The 16,634-nt window shown below is 73.8% G+C and carries 16 protein-coding genes; 9 read left to right on the top strand and 7 right to left on the bottom strand.

What is annotated here, in order from left to right:
• Positions 1 to 25: 25 nt before the first annotated feature.
• Positions 26 to 658 carry a TetR/AcrR family transcriptional regulator gene (locus ACIF6L_RS07320; RefSeq protein ID WP_396486935.1) on the bottom strand — a complete coding sequence of 211 codons (633 nt, stop codon included), beginning with the start codon at positions 656 to 658 and terminating at the stop codon, positions 26 to 28.
• A gap of 242 nt (positions 659 to 900) precedes the next feature.
• A complete protein-coding gene (locus tag ACIF6L_RS07315; protein WP_396486936.1) occupies positions 901 to 2,529 on the bottom strand; it encodes an MFS transporter in 1,629 nt (542 codons plus the stop codon).
• Between the two features lie 341 nt (positions 2,530 to 2,870).
• On the opposite strand from ACIF6L_RS07315, the gene panB reads away from it, so the two are divergent.
• The 3 genes from panB (at position 2,871) to ACIF6L_RS07300 (ending at position 5,728) form a co-directional block, all read left to right on the top strand.
• The gene (panB, locus tag ACIF6L_RS07310; protein ID WP_329487377.1) at positions 2,871 to 3,740 is read left to right on the top strand and encodes a 3-methyl-2-oxobutanoate hydroxymethyltransferase; all 870 of its coding nucleotides are present in this window, start codon (positions 2,871 to 2,873) and stop codon (positions 3,738 to 3,740) included.
• A gap of 156 nt (positions 3,741 to 3,896) precedes the next feature.
• Entirely contained in the window at positions 3,897 to 4,919 is a 1,023-nt protein-coding gene (locus ACIF6L_RS07305; RefSeq protein ID WP_396486937.1) for an ATP-binding cassette domain-containing protein, read from the top strand.
• Positions 4,916 to 5,728, top strand: a complete 813-nt coding sequence (locus ACIF6L_RS07300; RefSeq protein WP_329487379.1) for an ABC transporter permease — start codon at positions 4,916 to 4,918, stop codon at positions 5,726 to 5,728. Before ACIF6L_RS07305 ends, ACIF6L_RS07300 begins: the two co-directional genes overlap by 4 nt.
• A 49-nt stretch (positions 5,729 to 5,777) precedes the next feature.
• On the opposite strand, the gene ACIF6L_RS07295 is transcribed toward ACIF6L_RS07300, so the two are convergent.
• Entirely contained in the window at positions 5,778 to 9,170 is a 3,393-nt protein-coding gene (locus tag ACIF6L_RS07295; RefSeq protein ID WP_396486938.1) for an AfsR/SARP family transcriptional regulator, read from the bottom strand.
• A gap of 142 nt (positions 9,171 to 9,312) precedes the next feature.
• Between ACIF6L_RS07295 and ACIF6L_RS07290 the strand changes: the two genes are divergently transcribed.
• Positions 9,313 to 10,128 carry a site-2 protease family protein gene (locus tag ACIF6L_RS07290; protein WP_396486939.1) on the top strand — a complete coding sequence of 272 codons (816 nt, stop codon included), beginning with the start codon at positions 9,313 to 9,315 and terminating at the stop codon, positions 10,126 to 10,128.
• A gap of 10 nt (positions 10,129 to 10,138) precedes the next feature.
• Here the strand turns inward: ACIF6L_RS07290 and ACIF6L_RS07285 are convergent, their stop codons facing one another.
• A complete protein-coding gene (locus ACIF6L_RS07285; RefSeq protein ID WP_329487383.1) occupies positions 10,139 to 10,333 on the bottom strand; it encodes a hypothetical protein in 195 nt (64 codons plus the stop codon).
• Positions 10,334 to 10,433: 100 nt separating this feature from the next.
• A complete protein-coding gene (npdG, locus tag ACIF6L_RS07280; RefSeq protein WP_329487384.1) occupies positions 10,434 to 11,126 on the bottom strand; it encodes an NADPH-dependent F420 reductase in 693 nt (230 codons plus the stop codon).
• A gap of 47 nt (positions 11,127 to 11,173) precedes the next feature.
• Between npdG and ACIF6L_RS07275 the strand changes: the two genes are divergently transcribed.
• From ACIF6L_RS07275 to ACIF6L_RS07265, 3 genes are all read left to right on the top strand, one after another.
• A complete protein-coding gene (locus ACIF6L_RS07275; protein WP_329487386.1) occupies positions 11,174 to 11,773 on the top strand; it encodes a hypothetical protein in 600 nt (199 codons plus the stop codon).
• A gap of 89 nt (positions 11,774 to 11,862) precedes the next feature.
• On the top strand, positions 11,863 to 13,194 hold the full coding sequence (locus tag ACIF6L_RS07270) for an MFS transporter (RefSeq protein ID WP_329487387.1): 1,332 nt from the start codon (positions 11,863 to 11,865) through the stop codon (positions 13,192 to 13,194).
• A 100-nt stretch (positions 13,195 to 13,294) separates the two neighbouring features.
• The gene (locus tag ACIF6L_RS07265; protein WP_396486940.1) at positions 13,295 to 13,963 is read left to right on the top strand and encodes a GNAT family N-acetyltransferase; all 669 of its coding nucleotides are present in this window, start codon (positions 13,295 to 13,297) and stop codon (positions 13,961 to 13,963) included.
• 63 nt (positions 13,964 to 14,026) lie between these two features.
• Here the strand turns inward: ACIF6L_RS07265 and ACIF6L_RS07260 are convergent, their stop codons facing one another.
• Positions 14,027 to 14,251 (bottom strand): hypothetical protein, encoded by a 225-nt coding sequence (locus ACIF6L_RS07260; RefSeq protein ID WP_329487389.1) that lies wholly within the window; start codon positions 14,249 to 14,251, stop codon positions 14,027 to 14,029.
• A 105-nt stretch (positions 14,252 to 14,356) separates the two neighbouring features.
• Here ACIF6L_RS07260 and map point away from each other — a divergent pair, with 105 nt between their 5' ends.
• Entirely contained in the window at positions 14,357 to 15,202 is an 846-nt protein-coding gene (map, locus tag ACIF6L_RS07255) for a type I methionyl aminopeptidase (RefSeq protein ID WP_329487390.1), read from the top strand.
• A gap of 22 nt (positions 15,203 to 15,224) precedes the next feature.
• On the opposite strand, the gene ACIF6L_RS07250 is transcribed toward map, so the two are convergent.
• Complete coding sequence (locus tag ACIF6L_RS07250; RefSeq protein WP_359802798.1) at positions 15,225 to 15,926, bottom strand: bifunctional DNA primase/polymerase; 702 nt, start codon at positions 15,924 to 15,926, stop codon at positions 15,225 to 15,227.
• Between the two features lie 453 nt (positions 15,927 to 16,379).
• On the opposite strand from ACIF6L_RS07250, the gene ACIF6L_RS07245 reads away from it, so the two are divergent.
• Positions 16,380 to 16,610 (top strand): hypothetical protein, encoded by a 231-nt coding sequence (locus ACIF6L_RS07245; RefSeq protein ID WP_329487392.1) that lies wholly within the window; start codon positions 16,380 to 16,382, stop codon positions 16,608 to 16,610.
• Positions 16,611 to 16,634 lie beyond the last annotated feature (24 nt).

The following is a 16,634-nucleotide window of genomic DNA, read 5'->3' as shown; positions in this document are numbered from 1 at the left end:
ACGGAGCGCGGCGGGGCGGAACGGGTCAGTCGCGGGCGGCCGGGCCGGCCAGGCCCTGGAGCAGCGCGTCGATCATCGTGGTGGCGAGCTCGGGATCGTCGAGGTCGGACTCCTCCCACAGGATGCTGCGGGTGAGGATCGGACCGATCAGCAGGTCGGCGAGGAGTTCCTCGCCGAGGTCGCCCCGGAGCACGCCCTCGGCGACGCCCCGGCGGATCAGGTCGCGCGCCATCACCCGGCGCGGCCCGATCACCCGTTCCCGGTAGGCCGCGTGCAGCTCGGGCCAGCTGTGCATCTGGCTGAGCGCGGCCTTGAGCACCCAGCGGGAGCGCTTGGCGAGGCCGCGGATGCGCATGTACTCGACCATCGCGATCAGGTCGTCCCGGACGGCGCCGCCGGTGCTCTCCGGGACGGGCGCCTCCAGCCGGCTGACCATGTCGACCAGTAGGGCCTCCTTGTTGGGCCAGCGCCGGTAGATGGTGGCCTTGCCGACGCCGGCGGCGGTGGCGATGCCCTCGATGGTCAGCTCGGCCAGACTGCTGCCGGCCGCCATGAGCTCCTCGACGGCGGTGAAAATGGCCTGCTCGGCCGCCTCGCTGCGCGGGCGGCCCCGCCGCGGGCTCGTGCAGTCCGGCGCGACCGTGGTGTCCGTCTTCATCCCCGCTGGTCTCCCTCGATGGTCGCGGGCGCGCGGCGCCGTTCCAGTACCGATTGTCGTCCGCACTCCGGCCCGGTGGAAGCCGCCGTACGCACATGGCCCCGGCCGCCCGGACGGGTCCGGGCGGCCAGGGGCCCATTCTCGCTCAGTCGGCCGCAGCTCAGCCGGGGTCCGGCCGGCCGCGACCGGTCAGGCGCTCAGCTCGGCCGCAGCTCAGCCGGGGTCCGGCCGGCCGCGACCGGTCAGGCGTCGGCCGCTTCGGTCTCCCGCACGGGGCCGGCCGCCTTCGCCGGGGCGGGTGCGTCCCCCGGCGCGCCGCCGGGGCCGCCCGCCGTGATCCGGCCGGGGAGCAGGAACCAGGCGAGCAGTGCGCCGACCGCGGTGACTCCGGCCGAGAGGCCGGCCACCACGTGCATGGCGTCGATGAAGGAGGCGTTCGCCGGGCCGATCAGCTCGGCGCCCTGCGGCCCGAGCCGGCCGGCCACGGCCATGGTGGCCTCCAGGGACTCACCGGCCTTCTCCCGCAGCGCGCCGGCCGGCAGCTTGTCCAGCTGGTCGGACATCCCGTTGCGGTAGACGGTGGAGAGCACCGCGCCGAGCACGGCCACCCCGAGCGAGCCGCCGACCTGGCGGAAGGTGTTGTTGATCGCCGAACCGGCACCGGCCTTCTCGCGCGGCAGCGAGCCCATGATCGCGACGGTGACCGGCGGCATCACGTGCGCCATGCCGCTGCCCATCAGCAGGCCGAGGACCACCAGCACCCAGATCGGCGTGTCGACGTCGAGCAGCAGGTAGCCGAGGAAGCCGATCGCGATCAGGGCCATGCCGCCGGCGCAGGTGGCGCGGACGCCGAAGCGGTCCACCACCAGCCGGGCCCGCGGGGCGAACAGCAGCTGGGCGGCGGCCAGCGGCAGCATCAGCATGCCGGCCTGCAGGGCGCTGTAGCCGCGCACGCTCTGGGTGTAGAAGACGCCGAAGAAGGAGACGCCCATCAGCGCGAAGAAGACCACGCCGACGACGACCACGGAGGCGCTGAACACCTTGTTGCGGAACCAGCTGATGTCCAGCGCCGGGTACGCGGTGCGGCGCTCGAACCAGACGAAGGCGACCAGCGCGACCACGCCGACCAGCACCGGCCCCCAGGCCTCCGGGGAGGTGAAGTCGGCCAGTTCGCCGCCCTTGATGATGCCGAAGATCAGCGCGACCAGGCCGATGATCGAGAGCAGCACGCCGATCGGGTCGAGCCGGCCCGGGTTCGGGTCCTTGGACTCGGGCACCAGCAGCACCATCGCGATCACGGCGACCACCACGATCGGGACGTTGATCAGGAAGACCGAGCCCCACCAGAAGTGCTCGATCAGCAGGCCGCCGGTGATCGGGCCGATCGCGATGGCCAGGCCGACCGCGCCCGCCCAGATGCCGATCGCCTTGGGCTGCTCGGCGCGCTCGAAGACGTTCATGATGATGGCGAGCGTGGCGGGCATCGCCAGCGCGCCGCCGACCCCCATCAGCGCGCGGTAGCCGATGAGTTCACCCGGCGAGGCGGCCATCGCGGAGAGCAGCGAGGCGATCCCGAAGACCACCATGCCGGCCAGCAGGGCGCGCTTGCGGCCGAACCGGTCACCGAGCAGGCCCGCCGTGAACAGCAGCCCGGCGAAGACCAGGGTGTACGAGTTGATCGACCATTCCAGGTCGCTCTGGCTGGCGCCGAGCCCGGTGGGCGCGGGTGACGCGATGGTCTTCATCGCGACGTTCAGGATCGAGTTGTCGAGGACGACGACGAGGAGGGCGAGCACCAGGGTGCACAGGATCGCCCAGCGTCGGCGGTGGATGGCTTCCGGCACCCGAGGTGGCGCGGCTGCGGTGGTCATTGCGGTCTTCCCGTCCGTGGTGGCGTGTCACTGGCGGGCATTTGCGAGTCGTGTGCGTCTCGTAACCCCCGCGATCACCCTAGCGCGACTTTCGATACGAGACGAATCCGTTTCGTAAAGCTCGGGCAAAGGCTCGGCGCCGGGCCGGCGCGGCGAGCCGCACCGAGCTGGGCCGCGTCGGTCGGCCGGGCCGGGTGCCGCACCGGGCCGGCCGGTGTGCCCTAGATCGCAGCGCGGTCCGGGCACGCCTCTTTGCGCCCGCGCCGGGGCGTGCAAGCATGGAGGGGATCCGGGGACGCCACACGGCGCCACGAGACGACAACCCTTCAGGAGCCTGTTCGATGAACGCTTCTTCGCCTTCGCCTGCCCAGAACCAGGCGTCGACCGCGACCCTCTACGGCGGGGTCACCAACCGCCGCGTCACCGTCCGCGACCTCGCCGCCGCCAAGCAGCGCGGCGAGAAGTGGTCGATGCTCACCGCCTACGACGCGCTCACCGCGGGCGTCTTCGACGAGGCCGGCACCCCCGTCCTGCTGGTCGGCGACTCGGCGGCCAACTGCCACCTCGGCTACGAGACCACCGTGCCGGTGACCATGGATCAGATGGTGATGCTCTCCGCCGCCGTCGTCCGCGGCACCAAGCGCGCCATGATCGTCGCCGACCTGCCCTTCGGCTCCTACCAGGAGTCCCCCGCGCAGGCCATGCACAACGCCGTCCGGCTGATGAAGGACGCCGGGGTCGGCGCGGTCAAGCTGGAGGGCGGCGAGCGCAGCGCCCGGTCGATCGAGCTGCTGGTCGAGGCCGGCATCCCGGTGATGGCCCACATCGGCCTCACCCCGCAGTCCGTGCACGCCTTCGGCGGCTACCCCGTCCAGGGCCGCGGCGACGAGGCGGCGCACCGGATGCTGCGCGACGCCAAGGCCGTCCAGCAGGCCGGCGCCTTCGCCGTCGTCCTGGAGGCCGTCCCCGCCGAGCTGGCCGCCCAGGTCACCGAGCAGCTGGCGATCCCGACCGTCGGCATCGGCGCCGGGGTGGACACCGACGCGCAGGTGCTGGTCTGGACGGACATGGCCGGCATGACGGCGGGCCGGGTCCCGAAGTTCGTCAAGCAGTACGCCGACCTGCGGGCCGTCCTCGGCGAGGCCGCCCGCGAGTTCGCCGCCGACGTGCAGTCCGGCGCCTTCCCGGCCCCGGAGCACACCTTCCACTGACCGGCCGGTACGGGCCCCGCTCCGCTCGGAGCGGGGCCCCACCCGTGCCCGGGACGCCGCACCGGGAGCGCCGCGACAGCGGGATGACAGCGGGCCGCCCGGGCTCGGGCACACCGTGACAGCAGACTGTCAGTGGGGGCGGACAGTCTGGGGGGCATGACACGAATCGCCACTGCCCCGAACGACCGGGGGCCCGCCGCGGGCAATGCCGTAGAGGTGCGCGGCATCGTCAAGCACTACGGCGCGACCAAGGCACTCGACGGTGTCGACCTCACCGTCCGCGAGGGCACCGTGCTCGGCGTGCTCGGCCCGAACGGCGCCGGCAAGACCACGCTCGTCCGGGTCCTCTCCACGCTGATCAAGCCGGACGCCGGCACGGCCTTCGTCGGCGGCTACGACGTGCTGCGCCAGCCCAAGCAACTGCGCCGCACGATAGGCCTGACCGGCCAGTACGCCTCCGTCGACGAGATGCTCTCCGGCTACGAGAACCTCTACCTGATCGGCCGGCTGCTGGACCTCTCCCGCAAGGACGCCAAGGCCCGCGCCACCGAGCTGCTGGAGCGCTTCTCGCTCACCGAGGCCGCCAAGCGCGTCGCCAAGACCTACTCCGGCGGCATGCGCCGCCGCCTCGACCTGGCCGCCAGCATGATCGGCCGGCCCCGGGTCCTCTACTTGGACGAGCCCACCACCGGCCTGGACCCGCGCACCCGCAACGAGGTCTGGGACGAGGTGCAGCGGATGGTCGGCGAGGGCACCACCGTGCTGCTCACCACCCAGTACATGGAGGAGGCCGAGCAGCTCGCGAACGAGCTGACCGTGATCGACCGCGGCCGGGTGATCGCCTCCGGCGGGGTGGCCGAGCTCAAGGCCCAGGTCGGCGGCCAGACCCTGCAGGTCCGCCCGGCGCACCCGGGCGAGCTCTCCGAGATGGCCCGCTGCCTGCGCGAGAGCGGCATCGCCGGGGCCACCGTCTCGGCCGACACCGGCCTGCTGTCGGTCCCGATCACCGCCGAGGCGCAGCTGACCGCCGTGGTCGGGGTGCTCGGGACCCGCGGTTTCGCCATCGCCGGCATCGACACCCTGGTCCCCAGCCTGGACGAGGTCTTCCTCACCATCACCGGCAAGCCCGCGACCGTCGCGGCCGCCGCCCCGAGCCTCGCCAAGGAGCCCGTCGCATGACCACCGCAACGCTCGCCCCCGCCCGGGTGGAGGACACCCGGATCGGCCTGGCCGGCACCTTCCGGCACATCGGGGCGCTGACCCGCCGCAACCTGATGCGGATCAAGGCGGACCCGGAGTCGATGTTCGACGCGGTGCTGATGCCGATCATCTTCACCGTGCTCTTCGTCTACGTCTTCGGCGGGGCGATCTCCGGCGGCCAGGACGCGTACAAGCAGTACATGATCCCCGGTCTGCTCGGGCAGACCGGCCTCACCCTGGCGATGGCCGTCGGCACCGGTCTGAACAGCGACTTCCAGACCGGGGTGATGGACCGCTTCCGCACCCTGCCGATCGGACGCTCCGCCGTCCTGCTCTCCAAGATCGCCGCGGAGACCTGCCGGGCGCTGGTCTCCTTCGCCATCCTGATCGGCTTCGCGCTGATCCTCGGCTTCGAGGTGAAGACCGGACCGCTGGAGGCGCTGGCCGCGGTCGGCCTCTCGCTGGTCTTCGGCATGTCGATCGTCTGGATCTCGATGCTGCTCGGCATGGCGATGAAGAGCGCCCAGGCCGTCCAGGGAGTGTCCATGCTCGTCCTGATGCCGATGCAGTTCGGCAGCTCGATCTTCGCGCCGACCGACACCATGCCGGGCTGGCTGCAGTCCTTCACCAAGGTGAACCCGCTCTCGGCGCTCGCCGACGCCTGCCGCGCGCTGCTCAACGGCGAGGGCGCGGTGGCCCACCCGGTGCTCATCGTGCTCGGCTGGTCGATCGGCATCACCGCGGTCTTCGCGCCGCTCGCGGTGGCCCGGTTCCGCAAGCGGACCTGAGGGCCCGCACCACCTGGTCCGCCGGCCGGCCGACCCCTGGGACGGGGGGTCAGCCGGCCGGCCAGTCGATCATCCGCTCCAGCAACGCGTTCGCCTCGGCGATCGAGCGGCAGGCGCCCAGCGCGCGGGCCTCGGCGAAGGCGTCCTCACCCAGCCGGGCCCGCAGACCCTCCTCGGTCCGCTCGCTCTCCACCCGCTCCAGGTAGCCGCCCTTGGGCCCGGTCAGACCGACGTGCGCGCCGAGCAGGACCGCCGCCCGGCGGGCCGCCTCGTCGTCGTCGTCCCGCTCGGCGTACGCCCACAGGACACCGACCGCCGGGAGCACCATCATCACGGACATCTGCTCCGCGAAACCGCTCGTGGTGTCCGTCAGCTCGCGCAGCAACCGTCGCCCCTCCCGCAGGAGTTCCATCCCGCGGTCCGGATCCCCGGAACGGGCCACCATCCAGCCCCGGGTGACCGTCAGCAGCCCGCCGACCAGGCCGGGGGCGAAGCCGCCCACCTTGGTCCCGCTCAGCTGGTCCAGCTCGCGCAGCGCGGCGTCGAACTCACCGCGCTGGGCGTGCACCGCGCAGAGCATCAGGTGCCCGAAGAGCAGCGCGCCGTTGGCCGCGTGGCTCTCGCCCGGCTCGACCGAGGCCAGGGCCTCCCGGATGTGCCGCTCGCCGGCGTCGAGGTCGATGCCGAGCATCGCACCGCCCAGCTGCACCTGAAGCATCGGCACCTCCTGCGGGGCGCCCAGCAGTTCGGCCAGCTCGATGGCGCGCTCGTACGCGACGACGGCCTCCTCGGACCGGCCCTCGTTGGACATCGACTCGCCGCGGGCCGCGTAGGCCTGGGACATCCCCCACCGGTCGCCGCAGCGCCGGAACAGCTCCAGCGACTCCTCGCCGTCGCGCAGGGACTGCTCCATCCCGCCGGGCCAGTCGTTCATCATCTTGGCCCGGATCTGCAGGATGAACGCCAGGTCGTTGTCGCTGCCGTGCACGCGGCAGCCGTCCACCGCGTCGTTCAGCAGGTCGCGCAGCAGCTCCAGCTTGCCGGCCAGGAACGCCCCGAACACCCGCATCAGGCCCGGGAACCGGTAGGCCTGCGGGAGGTCCGGGGTGTACGCGTCGAGCAGGTTCCGGGAGAGCCGCAGCGCCTCCGGGTCGCCGAGCACCTCCAGGTTGCCCTCGAAGAGCCCGACCAGCCGGTACATCACCACCTCGCGGCGGGCCTCCTCGGCCACCCTCGGCGGCAGCGGCATGCCGTACTCCAGCACCGGCCGCTCCAGCGGCCGCAGCGGCAGGGTGGCCGGGTCGAACGGGTCCGGGCCGAGCGCGGCCACCGCCTCGTACCACTCCCGGGCCTCCAGCCCGAAGCCGCGCAGCGACCAGTACCAGCTCATGCCGAGCACGAGGACCAGTGCCTCGTGCTCGTCGCCGCGGTCGACCGCCCGCCGCAGCGCCGCCCGGATGTTCTCCTGCTCCCGCTCCAGCACCGCCAGCCAGGTCAGCTGCTCCGGTCCGTGCAGGCGCAGTTCGGCGGTCCGGACCAGCTCGCGGAAGTGCTCGAGGTGCCGGCGCCCGGTCTCGCTCCGCTCGGCCGCCTCGGCCAGCCGCTCGGTGGCGTACTCGTGGATGGTCTCCAGCATCCGGTAACGGGGCAGTCCCTCGCCGCCCAGGTCGGCCACCAGCAGCGACTTGTCGACCAGCGAGAGCAGGGCGTCCGCGACCTCCTCGCGGGGCACCTCGGCCTCGTCGGCGCAGATCGCCTCGGCGTCCTCCAGCCGCCAGCCGCCGGCGAAGACCGAGAGCCGGCGCAGCACCGCCCGCTCCTGCTTGCCCAGCAGGTCCCAGCTCCAGTCGACCACCGCGCGCAGGGTCTGCTGACGGGGCAGCAGGGTGCGGCTGCCGCCGGTGAGCAGCGCGAAGCGGCCGTCCAGCCGGTCGGCGATCTGGCGGGCCGTCATCACCCGCAGCCGGGCGGCGGCCAGTTCGATGGCGAGCGGCAGGCCGTCCAGCCGGCGGCAGATCTCGGCGCAGGCGGCCGGATCGCTCTGCGGGTCGAAGCCCGGGCGGGCGGCGGCGGCGCGCTCGACGAGCAGCCGCAGCGCGACCGGGTCGGGCAGCGGCTCGACCGGCAGGACGCTCTCCCCGGGGACACCGAGCGGTTCGCGGCTGGTGGCGAGGACGGTGAGGCCGGGGCACTCGGCGAGCAGCTGGTCGGTGAGGTCGGCGGCGGCCTGGATCAGGTGCTCGCAGTTGTCCAGCACGAGCAGCATCCGGCGGTGTCCGCAGTACTCGACCAGCCGGCGGAGCGGATCCTCCGCGCGGCTCTCCAGCGCCTCGGCGACCAGGCTGCCGGTGTGCAGCAGCGTCTCGCGCAGCCCGAGCGCGGAGACCACCGCGGCCGGGACGGCGAGCGGGCTCTCCAGCGGGGCGAGTTCGGCCAGCCAGACGCCGTCCGGCCAGTGGCCGGCGGCCTGCTCGACGCGGCCGGCCTCGATCGAGAGCCTGGTCTTGCCGGAGCCGCCGGGGCCGGTCAGGGTGACCAACCGGCTGCCGGCGAGGGCGGTGCGCAGTGCGCCGAGGTCGTCCTCCCGGCCGACGAAGCTGGTGAGCCGGCCGCGCAGATTGCCCGCGCCGCGGGTCGGCGCCGCCGGCGGTGCCTGCTCGGGAGCCGGCGGCGGCCCGGACGGCCTTGGCGCCCCGACCGGGGCCAGCAGTTCGGCGTGCAGGTCCTGGAGGCGGCGGCCCGGATCGACGCCGAGCTCGTCCGCCAGGGCGTGCCTGGTCCGCTCGTAGTGACGCAGCGCCTCGGCGGTGCGCCCGCTCTCGTGCAGGGACCGGATCATCAGGTACTGCAGGGGCTCGTCCAGCGGCTGCCGCTCGCAGAGCTCGGCGAGTTCGGCGGTGAGTTCGGCGGCCCGGCCGAGGCCGAGGTCGGCGGTGATCCGGTGCCGGCGGGCCTCGTCCCGCTGGGCCTCCAGCCGGGTGGCGGGGCCGCCACGGTCGGGGAGGTCGGCGAGGGCCGGTCCGCGCCAGAGCGCCAGGGCGGCGCGCAGCCGCTCGGCGGCCAGCGCGTGGTCGGCCTCCTCCAGTGCCCGGCGGCCCTCGCCGGCCAGCCGCTGGAAGTCGCCGAGGTCCGTCCGCGGCTCGGTCAGCCAGTAGCCGGCCGGGCCGGAGCCGACCTGGTCGCGGCCGACGGTGCGGCGCAGCCGGCCCACCAGGGTCTGCAGCGCGGCGGAGGAGTCCTGCGGTGGCTCGGTGTCCCACACCTCGTCCACCAGGAGGTCGGCCGGCACCGGCCGTCCCTGCCGCAGGACCAGCGCGGCGAGCAGCGCCCGCAGCCGGGCACCGCCGAGCGGGACCGGCGTGCCGTCGTCGTGGTGGGCGGTGGTGGTACCGAGGATGCCGTAGTGCACCCGCCCATTCTGGTCGATGAAGGGTCGTGCCACGCACGCATTTCCGGGCCGGCCCCGGAGACCGGAACCGGGACCGCTGCTCCGGACGTTCACCGGGGACGGCTTGTCCGGCAACGGGCCCGCCGGGCATGATCGGTCCCCTGCCCGCACCCCAGACCCCCGGAGCGACCACGTCATGACCTTCGCCGCAACGCAGCGCTCGCGCCGCGAGGACCGACGGATCAGCCCGGTGTTCTGGGCCATGCTGGCCACCCTCGCGACCTCCGGCTGGGCGGTCTACGCGGGCTACGGCAACGCCCGGTTCGGGATCTTCCTGTTCGTGGTGGCGGGCTGGATGGTCTCGCTCTGCCTGCACGAGTACGCGCACGCCCGCACCGCCCTGCACGGCGGCGACATCACCGTCGGTGCCAAGGGCTACCTCACGCTCAACCCGCTCAAGTACGCCAACGCGCTGCTCAGCTTCGTGCTGCCGATCGTCTTCGTGCTGCTCGGCGGCATCGGCCTGCCCGGCGGGGCGGTCTGGATCGAGCGGCACCGGATCAACGGGCGGCTCAAGCACAGCCTGATCTCGGCGGCCGGCCCGCTGGTGAACCTGGCCGCCGCGGTGCTGATCCTGGTCCCGGTGGGCGCCGGCTGGCTGGACGGCACCGAGGTGCACGCGGCCTGGAACGGCTACGAGCCGAGCGTGTCGCCGCTGGCGCTGGCCCTGGGCTTCCTCGGCATGCTGCAGCTCAGCGCGACCCTGCTGAACCTGCTGCCGGTGCCGGGTCTGGACGGCTACGGGATCATCGAGCCCTGGCTGTCCCACAAGGCCCGCCGGGCGGTCGAGCCGTTCGCCCCGTACGGGATGCTGGCGATCTTCGCGCTGCTCTGGCAGCCCGAGGTGAACCACTACTTCTTCGAGGCCGTCTACGGCGTGATGGACCTGCTCGGCGTCGACCGGCTGTACGCCCAGGTCGGCCACGACCTGTTCACCTTCTGGAAGAACTAGCCGGCCGGCTTCAGGAGGCCGCGGCGCGCTCGGCCGCGGCCTTCGCCAGCTTCGCCCGGCGCAGGTTCAGCCAGAGGACGTTGCTGGCCACGCCGGCCAGCGGGATCCAGACCAGGCCCACCCAGTCGCCCCGCACCAGGGAGACCACGGCTGCGGCCAGCGCGAGGACGACGACGATCGAGGCGAAGAGGGATGTGCGGGGCATGGCGGGGGGCTCCTAGGGCCGGGTGACGGACGGCCCCCATTCTCGCCGATCTCACCCCCGGGCCCGGCCCGGGGGTGAGATCGGCGCGCCCCGGCGCCGGTCAGACGTCGGTGATCCGCAGGCCCGCGTGGGCCTTGTAGCGGCGGTTGACCGAGATCAGGTTGGCGACCAGGGACTCCACCTGGTGGGCGTTGCGCAGCCGGCCGGCGAAGATGCCGCGCATCCCGGGGATCCGGGCGGCCAGCGCCTGGACCAGGTCGGTGGCGGCCCGCTCGTCGCCCAGCACCATCACGTCGGTGTCGATCCGCTCGACCGACTCGTCCTGGAGCAGCACCGCCGAGAGGTGGTGGAAGGCGGCGGTGACCCGGGAGTCCGGCAGCAGCGCGGCGGCCTGCTGGGCGGCACTGCCCTCCTCCGGCACCAGCGCGTACGCGCCCTGCTTGTCGAAGCCGAGCGGGTTGACGCAGTCCACCACGATCTTCCCGGCCAGCTCCTCGCGGAGGGCGGTGAGGGTGGCGGCGTGCCCGTCCCAGGGCACCGCGACGATCACGATGTCGCTCTCGCGCGCGGTGGTCGCGTTGTCGGCGCCGCGCACGCCGAGGCCGAGTTCGGCCGCCGAGGCCTCGGCGCGAGCCGCGTCGCGGGAACCGATGATCACCTGCTGGCCGGCCTTGGCGAGCCGGTGGGCGAGCCCCCGCCCCTGGTCGCCGGTGCCACCGAGGACACCGACCACCAGCTGCGAGACGTCCGGCAGCTCGTGGGCCGGGTTTGTCGCTGAATCGAGGGAAGTCATGGGCCGATCCTGCCAAACGCCCGGCCCGCCGCGACATTCTGTGGCCCATGGACGAGGTGAGAGTTTCGGCACTCCGCGAGCGGCTGACCGGCACGGGCTGGCTGGAGGCGGTCGGCGGATTCGCCGGCTCGCTGCGCCACGCCGTCTCCCGGCGCGGGGCGGGCGCGCTGCTGCTGGTCGGCACCGAGGAGTACGAGCCCTGGCACCTGGCCGCCCATCTGGACGACGAGGCGGCCTGGTCCGACGTCCCCCGGCTGGCGCCGACCCTGCTGCGGCACCGGGTGCCCGCTCGGGCGCCGGCCCATCTGGCGCACGGCCTGCGGCGGCTGACCGAGGCCGGGCGCGGGGCGACGGTGCTGGTGGTGGCGCCCACGGCGGCCGGGGCGCCACTGCTCGAACGGGTCCACGACGCGCGACGGGGCGGGGCGACCGTGCTCGCCCTGGACGGCCCCGCCGAGCGGGGCGAGCTGGCGGGGCTGGCGCACGAGCGGCTGGCGGTCGGCACCGGCGAGGAGGAGCCGTTCGACCTCGCGCAGCACCTGGTCAGCGCCGCCGCCGGGCAGGCGCCGGCCCGGCGCGGCGCGCTCGGCCGGCTGGCGGCGCTGGCCGGGCGGCTCGGCTCGGGGCCGGGGCTCAGCCGCTGGTAGCGGCGGGCGGGGGCAGACGGCACCCGAGGCGGTGGGACGGGCGAAAATCCGTTGCGGCCCCGAGGGGGCGGCGCCGAGGATGGTCGTTCGTGAACGACGCCGAACCACCTCCGTCCGGGCGAGTCCGGACACTGCTGACCTCCCTGCGCCCCGACCTGGCACCCTGGCACTCCTCCCGGGACTTCCGGCTGCTCTGGCTCTCGGGCTGCATCACCAGCCTCGGCAGCTTCCTCACCTACGTCGCCGTGCCGATGCAGATCAAGGACCTCACCGGCTCCTCCTTCGCGGTCGGCCTGGTCGGCGCCTTCGAGCTGGTGCCGCTGATCGTCTTCGGCCTCTGGGGCGGCGCCCTGGCCGACGCGCTGGACCGGCGCAAGCTGGTGCTGTTCTCGGAGGCCGGGCTCGGCCTGCTCACCGGTCTGCTGCTGATCAACGCGCTGCTGCCGACACCGGTGCTCTGGCCGGTCTACCTGGTGGCCGCCCTGGTCGCCGCGACCGACGGCCTGCAGCGCCCGGCCCTGGACTCGCTGACCCCGCGGATCGTCCCGCACGACCAGCTGACCGCCGCTTTCGCGCTCAACTCGCTCTACCGCAACGCCGGTTCGGTGGCCGGCCCGGCGCTGGCCGGGATCATCGTGGCCTTCGCCGGGGTCCAGACCGCCTACGCGCTGGACGTGCTCACCTTCGGCGCCTCGCTGCTGCTGCTCGCCCGGATCCGCGCGGTGCCGCCGCCCACCGGCGCCGAGAAGCCGTCCGTGCGGGCCGTCCTGACCGGGGTCCGCTACGCCTGGAGCCGCAAGGACCTGCTGGGCACCTACGCGATCGACGTCTGCGCGATGCTGTTCGCCTTCCCGGTGGCGATCTTCCCCTTCCTGGCCTCGGAGCTGGGCGCCGACTGGGCGCTCGGCCCGATGTACGCGGCCTCGGCGGTGGGCGCGCTGGCGGTCTCGGCGACCAGCGGCTGGACGTCCCGGGTCCACCGGCACGGCCGGCTGCTGGTGGTGGCCGCGCTCGGCTGGGGCGCGGCGATGGCCCTGGCCGGTCTCTGCGGCGCCGTCTGGCCGGTGCTGCTCTGCCTCGCCCTGGCCGGCGGGGCCGACCAGATCAGCGGGATCGCCCGCTCGACCATGTGGAACCAGTCCATCCCCGACGAGGTGCGCGGCCGGATGGCCGGTGTCGAGCTGCTCAGCTACTCGGTCGGCCCGCAGCTCGGCCAGGTCCGGGCGGGCGGGATGGCCGGTCTGGTCGGCGTCCGGGCCTCGGTCTGGGCGGGCGGTGTGGCCTGCGTGGTCGGCGTGCTGGCGCTCGCCGCCGCGCTGCCCCGGCTGCTCTCGTACGACGACCGCACCGACCCGCACGCGGCGGCGGTGCGCGCCGAGCACGCGAAGGCCGAGGAGGCACGGGCGCGGGCGGCGGTCTGACCGGCCCGGTCCGGTGCCATGCTTCGAGAAAGTAAGTGACACCGATGGCTTGAGACTATTACCCTGGGCTCCGTTGACGTCCGGCGAGCGGAGGGTGGCCATGCTGGAGACCACGGCGGAGAACGTCGTACGGAGCTGGGTGGACGGCTGGGTCGTGTCGCGGTCGGCCGCGCCGCCGATCGTGGAGCCCTGGGGCTACACCGTCGACGTCGGCCTCACCGACCACGTGACTCGGCACGTCCTGGACGCCACCGGGGCCGCCGTACGGGAGGCCGACGTCCGCAAGGTCGCCGGCGCGGTGCGCGCCCGGGGGACGTGGCTCAAGGTCTTCGCGGAGCCCGCCGTCATCGCCCCCTGGCTCGGACCCGACTGGTGGGTCGACGACGAGCCGGCCTACCTGATGACCGTCCGGCTGGCCCCCGCCCCCGCGCTCACCGCCCCCGCGGGCTACCGCCTGCGCACCTGGGCCCGCGGCGAGGTCGTCCGCGCCCTGGTCACCGCCGAGGACGGCGCACTGGCGGCCCGCGGCCAGATCGGCGTCTGCGGCGCGACCGCCGTCGCGGACCAGATCGAGACCTCCGCCGAGCACCGCCGCAAGGGCCTCGGCTCGCTGGTCATGCGGGCGCTGGCGGGCGCGGCGCACGACCGGGGCGCCCAGACCGGGGTGCTGGCCGGGACGCCGGACGGGCGCGCGCTGTACCGCACGCTGGGCTGGCGGGTCCTCGCCCCGCTGACCAGCGCCAAGTACGTCGGCCCGCGGGGCGCCTGACACTGCGCCGCCCCTGGCCCGCCGCGGTGGCGGGCCAGGGGCGGGGCAGCGCCGGTCGCGGGGTCAGCCCTCGGTCGGCCGTCCGTCGAAGCGCTCGTCGTCGTTCTTCCACTCCCGGTTGCGCTCCTCGGCGGTCTCCAGCGCGTGGGCCGCCTCCTCACGGCTGGCGTACGGGCCGAGACGGTCCTTGGCGGGGCACTCCGGCCCCTCCTCCACCTTGGCGTGCTTGATGCAGTAGAACCACTCGCCCGGCAGTCCGGTCGGCTTGCGGTGGAATCCCAGGGGCATGGCGGTCACTCCCGTTCGATGGGCCTGTCGTCACTGATCATCGCGCGCGGCCGCCCGTCCCGCACACCCCCGGAGGGCCGGGGACCGGCGGATAGACTCGCGACCATGGCTCTCGTACCCGGCATCCAGTCCCCCACCCGCAAGGTCCCGGCGCACATCGCTCGCCCCGAGTACGTCGGACGGCCCGCGCCGGCGCCGTACACCGGGCCCGAGGTGCAGACCGCCGAGACCATCGAGAAGATGCGGATCGCGAGCCGGATCGCCGCCCGGGCGATGGCGGAGGCCGCCAAGCTGATCGCGCCGGGCGTCACCACCGACGCGCTGGACGCCGTCGCCCACACCTACATGTGCGACCACGGGGCCTACCCGTCCGACCTCGGCTACCGGGGCTTCCCCAAGTCGATCTGCACCTCGATCAACGAGGTGATCTGCCACGGCATCCCCGACTCGACCGTGCTGCAGGACGGGGACATCGTCAACATCGACGCCACCGCGTACATCCACGGGGTGCACGGCGACCTCAACGCCACCTACCTCTGCGGCGACGTGGACGAGGAGTCCCGGCTGCTGGTGGAGCGCACCCGGGAGTCGCTCGCCCGGGCGATCAAGGCGGTCAAGCCCGGCCGGCAGATCAACGTGATCGGCCGGGTCATCGAGTCCTACGCGAAGCGCTTCGACTACGGCGTGGTGCGGGACTTCACCGGGCACGGCATCAACACGTCGTTCCACTCCGGCCTGATCGTCCCGCACTACGACAGCGAGCGGGCCACCGAGGTGATCAAGCCGGGGATGACCTTCACCATCGAGCCGATGCTGACCCTGGGCACCTACGACTACGAGATCTGGGCCGACGGCTGGACGGTCGTCACCAAGGACCGCAAGCGGACCGCCCAGTTCGAGCACACGCTGGTCGTCACCGCCGACGGCGCCGAGGTCCTCACCCTGCCGTAGCCCGCTCCCCCGGGTGGGCGCGCTAGCCGATCAGCCACTGCTCCTCGGCGACCGCGCCCACCTCGGTGCAGGCGTCGGTGAGCACGTCCAGGACGCGCAGCGGATCCGGCAGCGGCTGCTCGGGCCCGCGGAGCCAGCGCACCTGCGAGCCGTCCGGCAGCGCGGCCGGCGGCAGCAGGGTGTACGAGCCGCGGCAGTGCCAGCGCAGACCGGGGTGCTCGGACATGGTGTCCGGCGTGGAGTCCAGCGCGCTCGGCCACCACTCGTCCTCGTCCACCGGGGTGCCCCTGGTGGCGGTGAAGAAGAGGTAGCGGTCCTCGCCGACGGCGGCCACCGGACCCTCGACGCCCTGCGCCGCGAGCCGCTCCAGCGCCAGCCGGCCGGCCTCGGCCGGGACGTCCAGGACGTCGTGGGCGCGGCCGGTGGCGGTGATGAAGTTGGCCAGTGGGTCCCGCGAGAGCCAGCGGGCGACCTGCTCCGGCTCGGTGGTCGCCTGGCTCTGCCAGGCGAAGGAGACCGGGTGCTGCGCGGGGGCCGGACAGGCCACCCGGTCGCAGGAACAGCGGTAGCCGGCCGGATGGGCGGCGGGTGCGAGCGGGAAGCCGGCGCGCACGGCGCCCAGCAGCTGATCCAGTCTGGCGGCGGGGCTGTCCGCGTCGGCCGACCGGGCCCGCTGACGTTCACGCTTCTGCCACCAGGTCGTCCACCTGCTGCCGGCTTCCATCGGGCCCCTTCCGCGCATTGCCGTGCCTGGTGTGACACAGCATTCGACGTACCACTCCGACGCAACGCACAGCGCCCCCCGCTGCTTCCCGGGACGGTGCTCGGCCCTGCTGTCCGCGCCCCGTCGGCCGGAGCCGGGGTTGCCGGACGGCCGACGCCCGGGTCACGGCACGGAGTCGCGGCAGTACAGAGACTGCGGCTCGGCGGCCCGGCGGGCACACCGCTGTGCGCCTCACCCGGCCCGTACGGGGCCCGCTGACCCGGGTGAACCCCGAGGGCGTAACAGGAAGGATAAGGGTGCGCGGGCCCTTCGGATGACCGGGGGCGGTGCCTCTCCGGTCACACTCCCGGCACCCGGCCCTCACAGTGCCTCCCCGCGCCGCCGTACCGCCCCGCCCGCGGTCGGCCACCGGTCGGCCGCCGGTCCGCCGCGGCGGGGTGAGACCCTGGTGGGGTGAAGAGCGCGGACACCGAATTCGTCGGCGGCCCCCTGGACGGCCGGATCCTCCCGATCCCGTTGGGGCCGATGTACGGCGTGCCCAAGACCTACAAGGTGCCGGTCCCCGCGCACGGGGAGACTCCCGCGCGCACACTGGTGTACGTCCGGGTCAAGGAGCAGCGGGGCCTCCGCTGGTTCTGGCGCTACGAGTACGACGAGACGGCCACCGCCCGCACCTCCGGGTGACGGCCGCTCCCCCCCGGGAGGACG

Source organism: Kitasatospora sp. NPDC086009, from assembly GCF_044540385.1.
Lineage (GTDB): Bacteria > Actinomycetota > Actinomycetes > Streptomycetales > Streptomycetaceae > Kitasatospora.
Note: the sequence above shows the minus strand (reverse complement) of the source record. Positions and strands in the feature narration are given on the sequence as shown.

What these genes read in the sequence shown, in the direction of transcription:
- ACIF6L_RS07320 (WP_396486935.1), bottom strand. Translation starts at nt 658, where the DNA reads ATGAAGACGGACACCACGGTCGCGCCGGACTGCACGAGCCCGCGGCGG.
- ACIF6L_RS07265 (WP_396486940.1), top strand. Translation starts at nt 13,295, where the DNA reads ATGCTGGAGACCACGGCGGAGAACGTCGTACGGAGCTGGGTGGACGGC.
- ACIF6L_RS07285 (WP_329487383.1), bottom strand. Translation starts at nt 10,333, where the DNA reads ATGCCCCGCACATCCCTCTTCGCCTCGATCGTCGTCGTCCTCGCGCTG.
- ACIF6L_RS07315 (WP_396486936.1), bottom strand. Translation starts at nt 2,529, where the DNA reads ATGACCACCGCAGCCGCGCCACCTCGGGTGCCGGAAGCCATCCACCGC.
- ACIF6L_RS07275 (WP_329487386.1), top strand. Translation starts at nt 11,174, where the DNA reads ATGGACGAGGTGAGAGTTTCGGCACTCCGCGAGCGGCTGACCGGCACG.
- ACIF6L_RS07300 (WP_329487379.1), top strand. Translation starts at nt 4,916, where the DNA reads ATGACCACCGCAACGCTCGCCCCCGCCCGGGTGGAGGACACCCGGATC.
- npdG (WP_329487384.1), bottom strand. Translation starts at nt 11,126, where the DNA reads ATGACTTCCCTCGATTCAGCGACAAACCCGGCCCACGAGCTGCCGGAC.
- panB (WP_329487377.1), top strand. Translation starts at nt 2,871, where the DNA reads ATGAACGCTTCTTCGCCTTCGCCTGCCCAGAACCAGGCGTCGACCGCG.
- ACIF6L_RS07290 (WP_396486939.1), top strand. Translation starts at nt 9,313, where the DNA reads ATGACCTTCGCCGCAACGCAGCGCTCGCGCCGCGAGGACCGACGGATC.
- ACIF6L_RS07250 (WP_359802798.1), bottom strand. Translation starts at nt 15,926, where the DNA reads ATGGAAGCCGGCAGCAGGTGGACGACCTGGTGGCAGAAGCGTGAACGT.
- ACIF6L_RS07260 (WP_329487389.1), bottom strand. Translation starts at nt 14,251, where the DNA reads ATGCCCCTGGGATTCCACCGCAAGCCGACCGGACTGCCGGGCGAGTGG.
- ACIF6L_RS07305 (WP_396486937.1), top strand. Translation starts at nt 3,897, where the DNA reads ATGACACGAATCGCCACTGCCCCGAACGACCGGGGGCCCGCCGCGGGC.
- map (WP_329487390.1), top strand. Translation starts at nt 14,357, where the DNA reads ATGGCTCTCGTACCCGGCATCCAGTCCCCCACCCGCAAGGTCCCGGCG.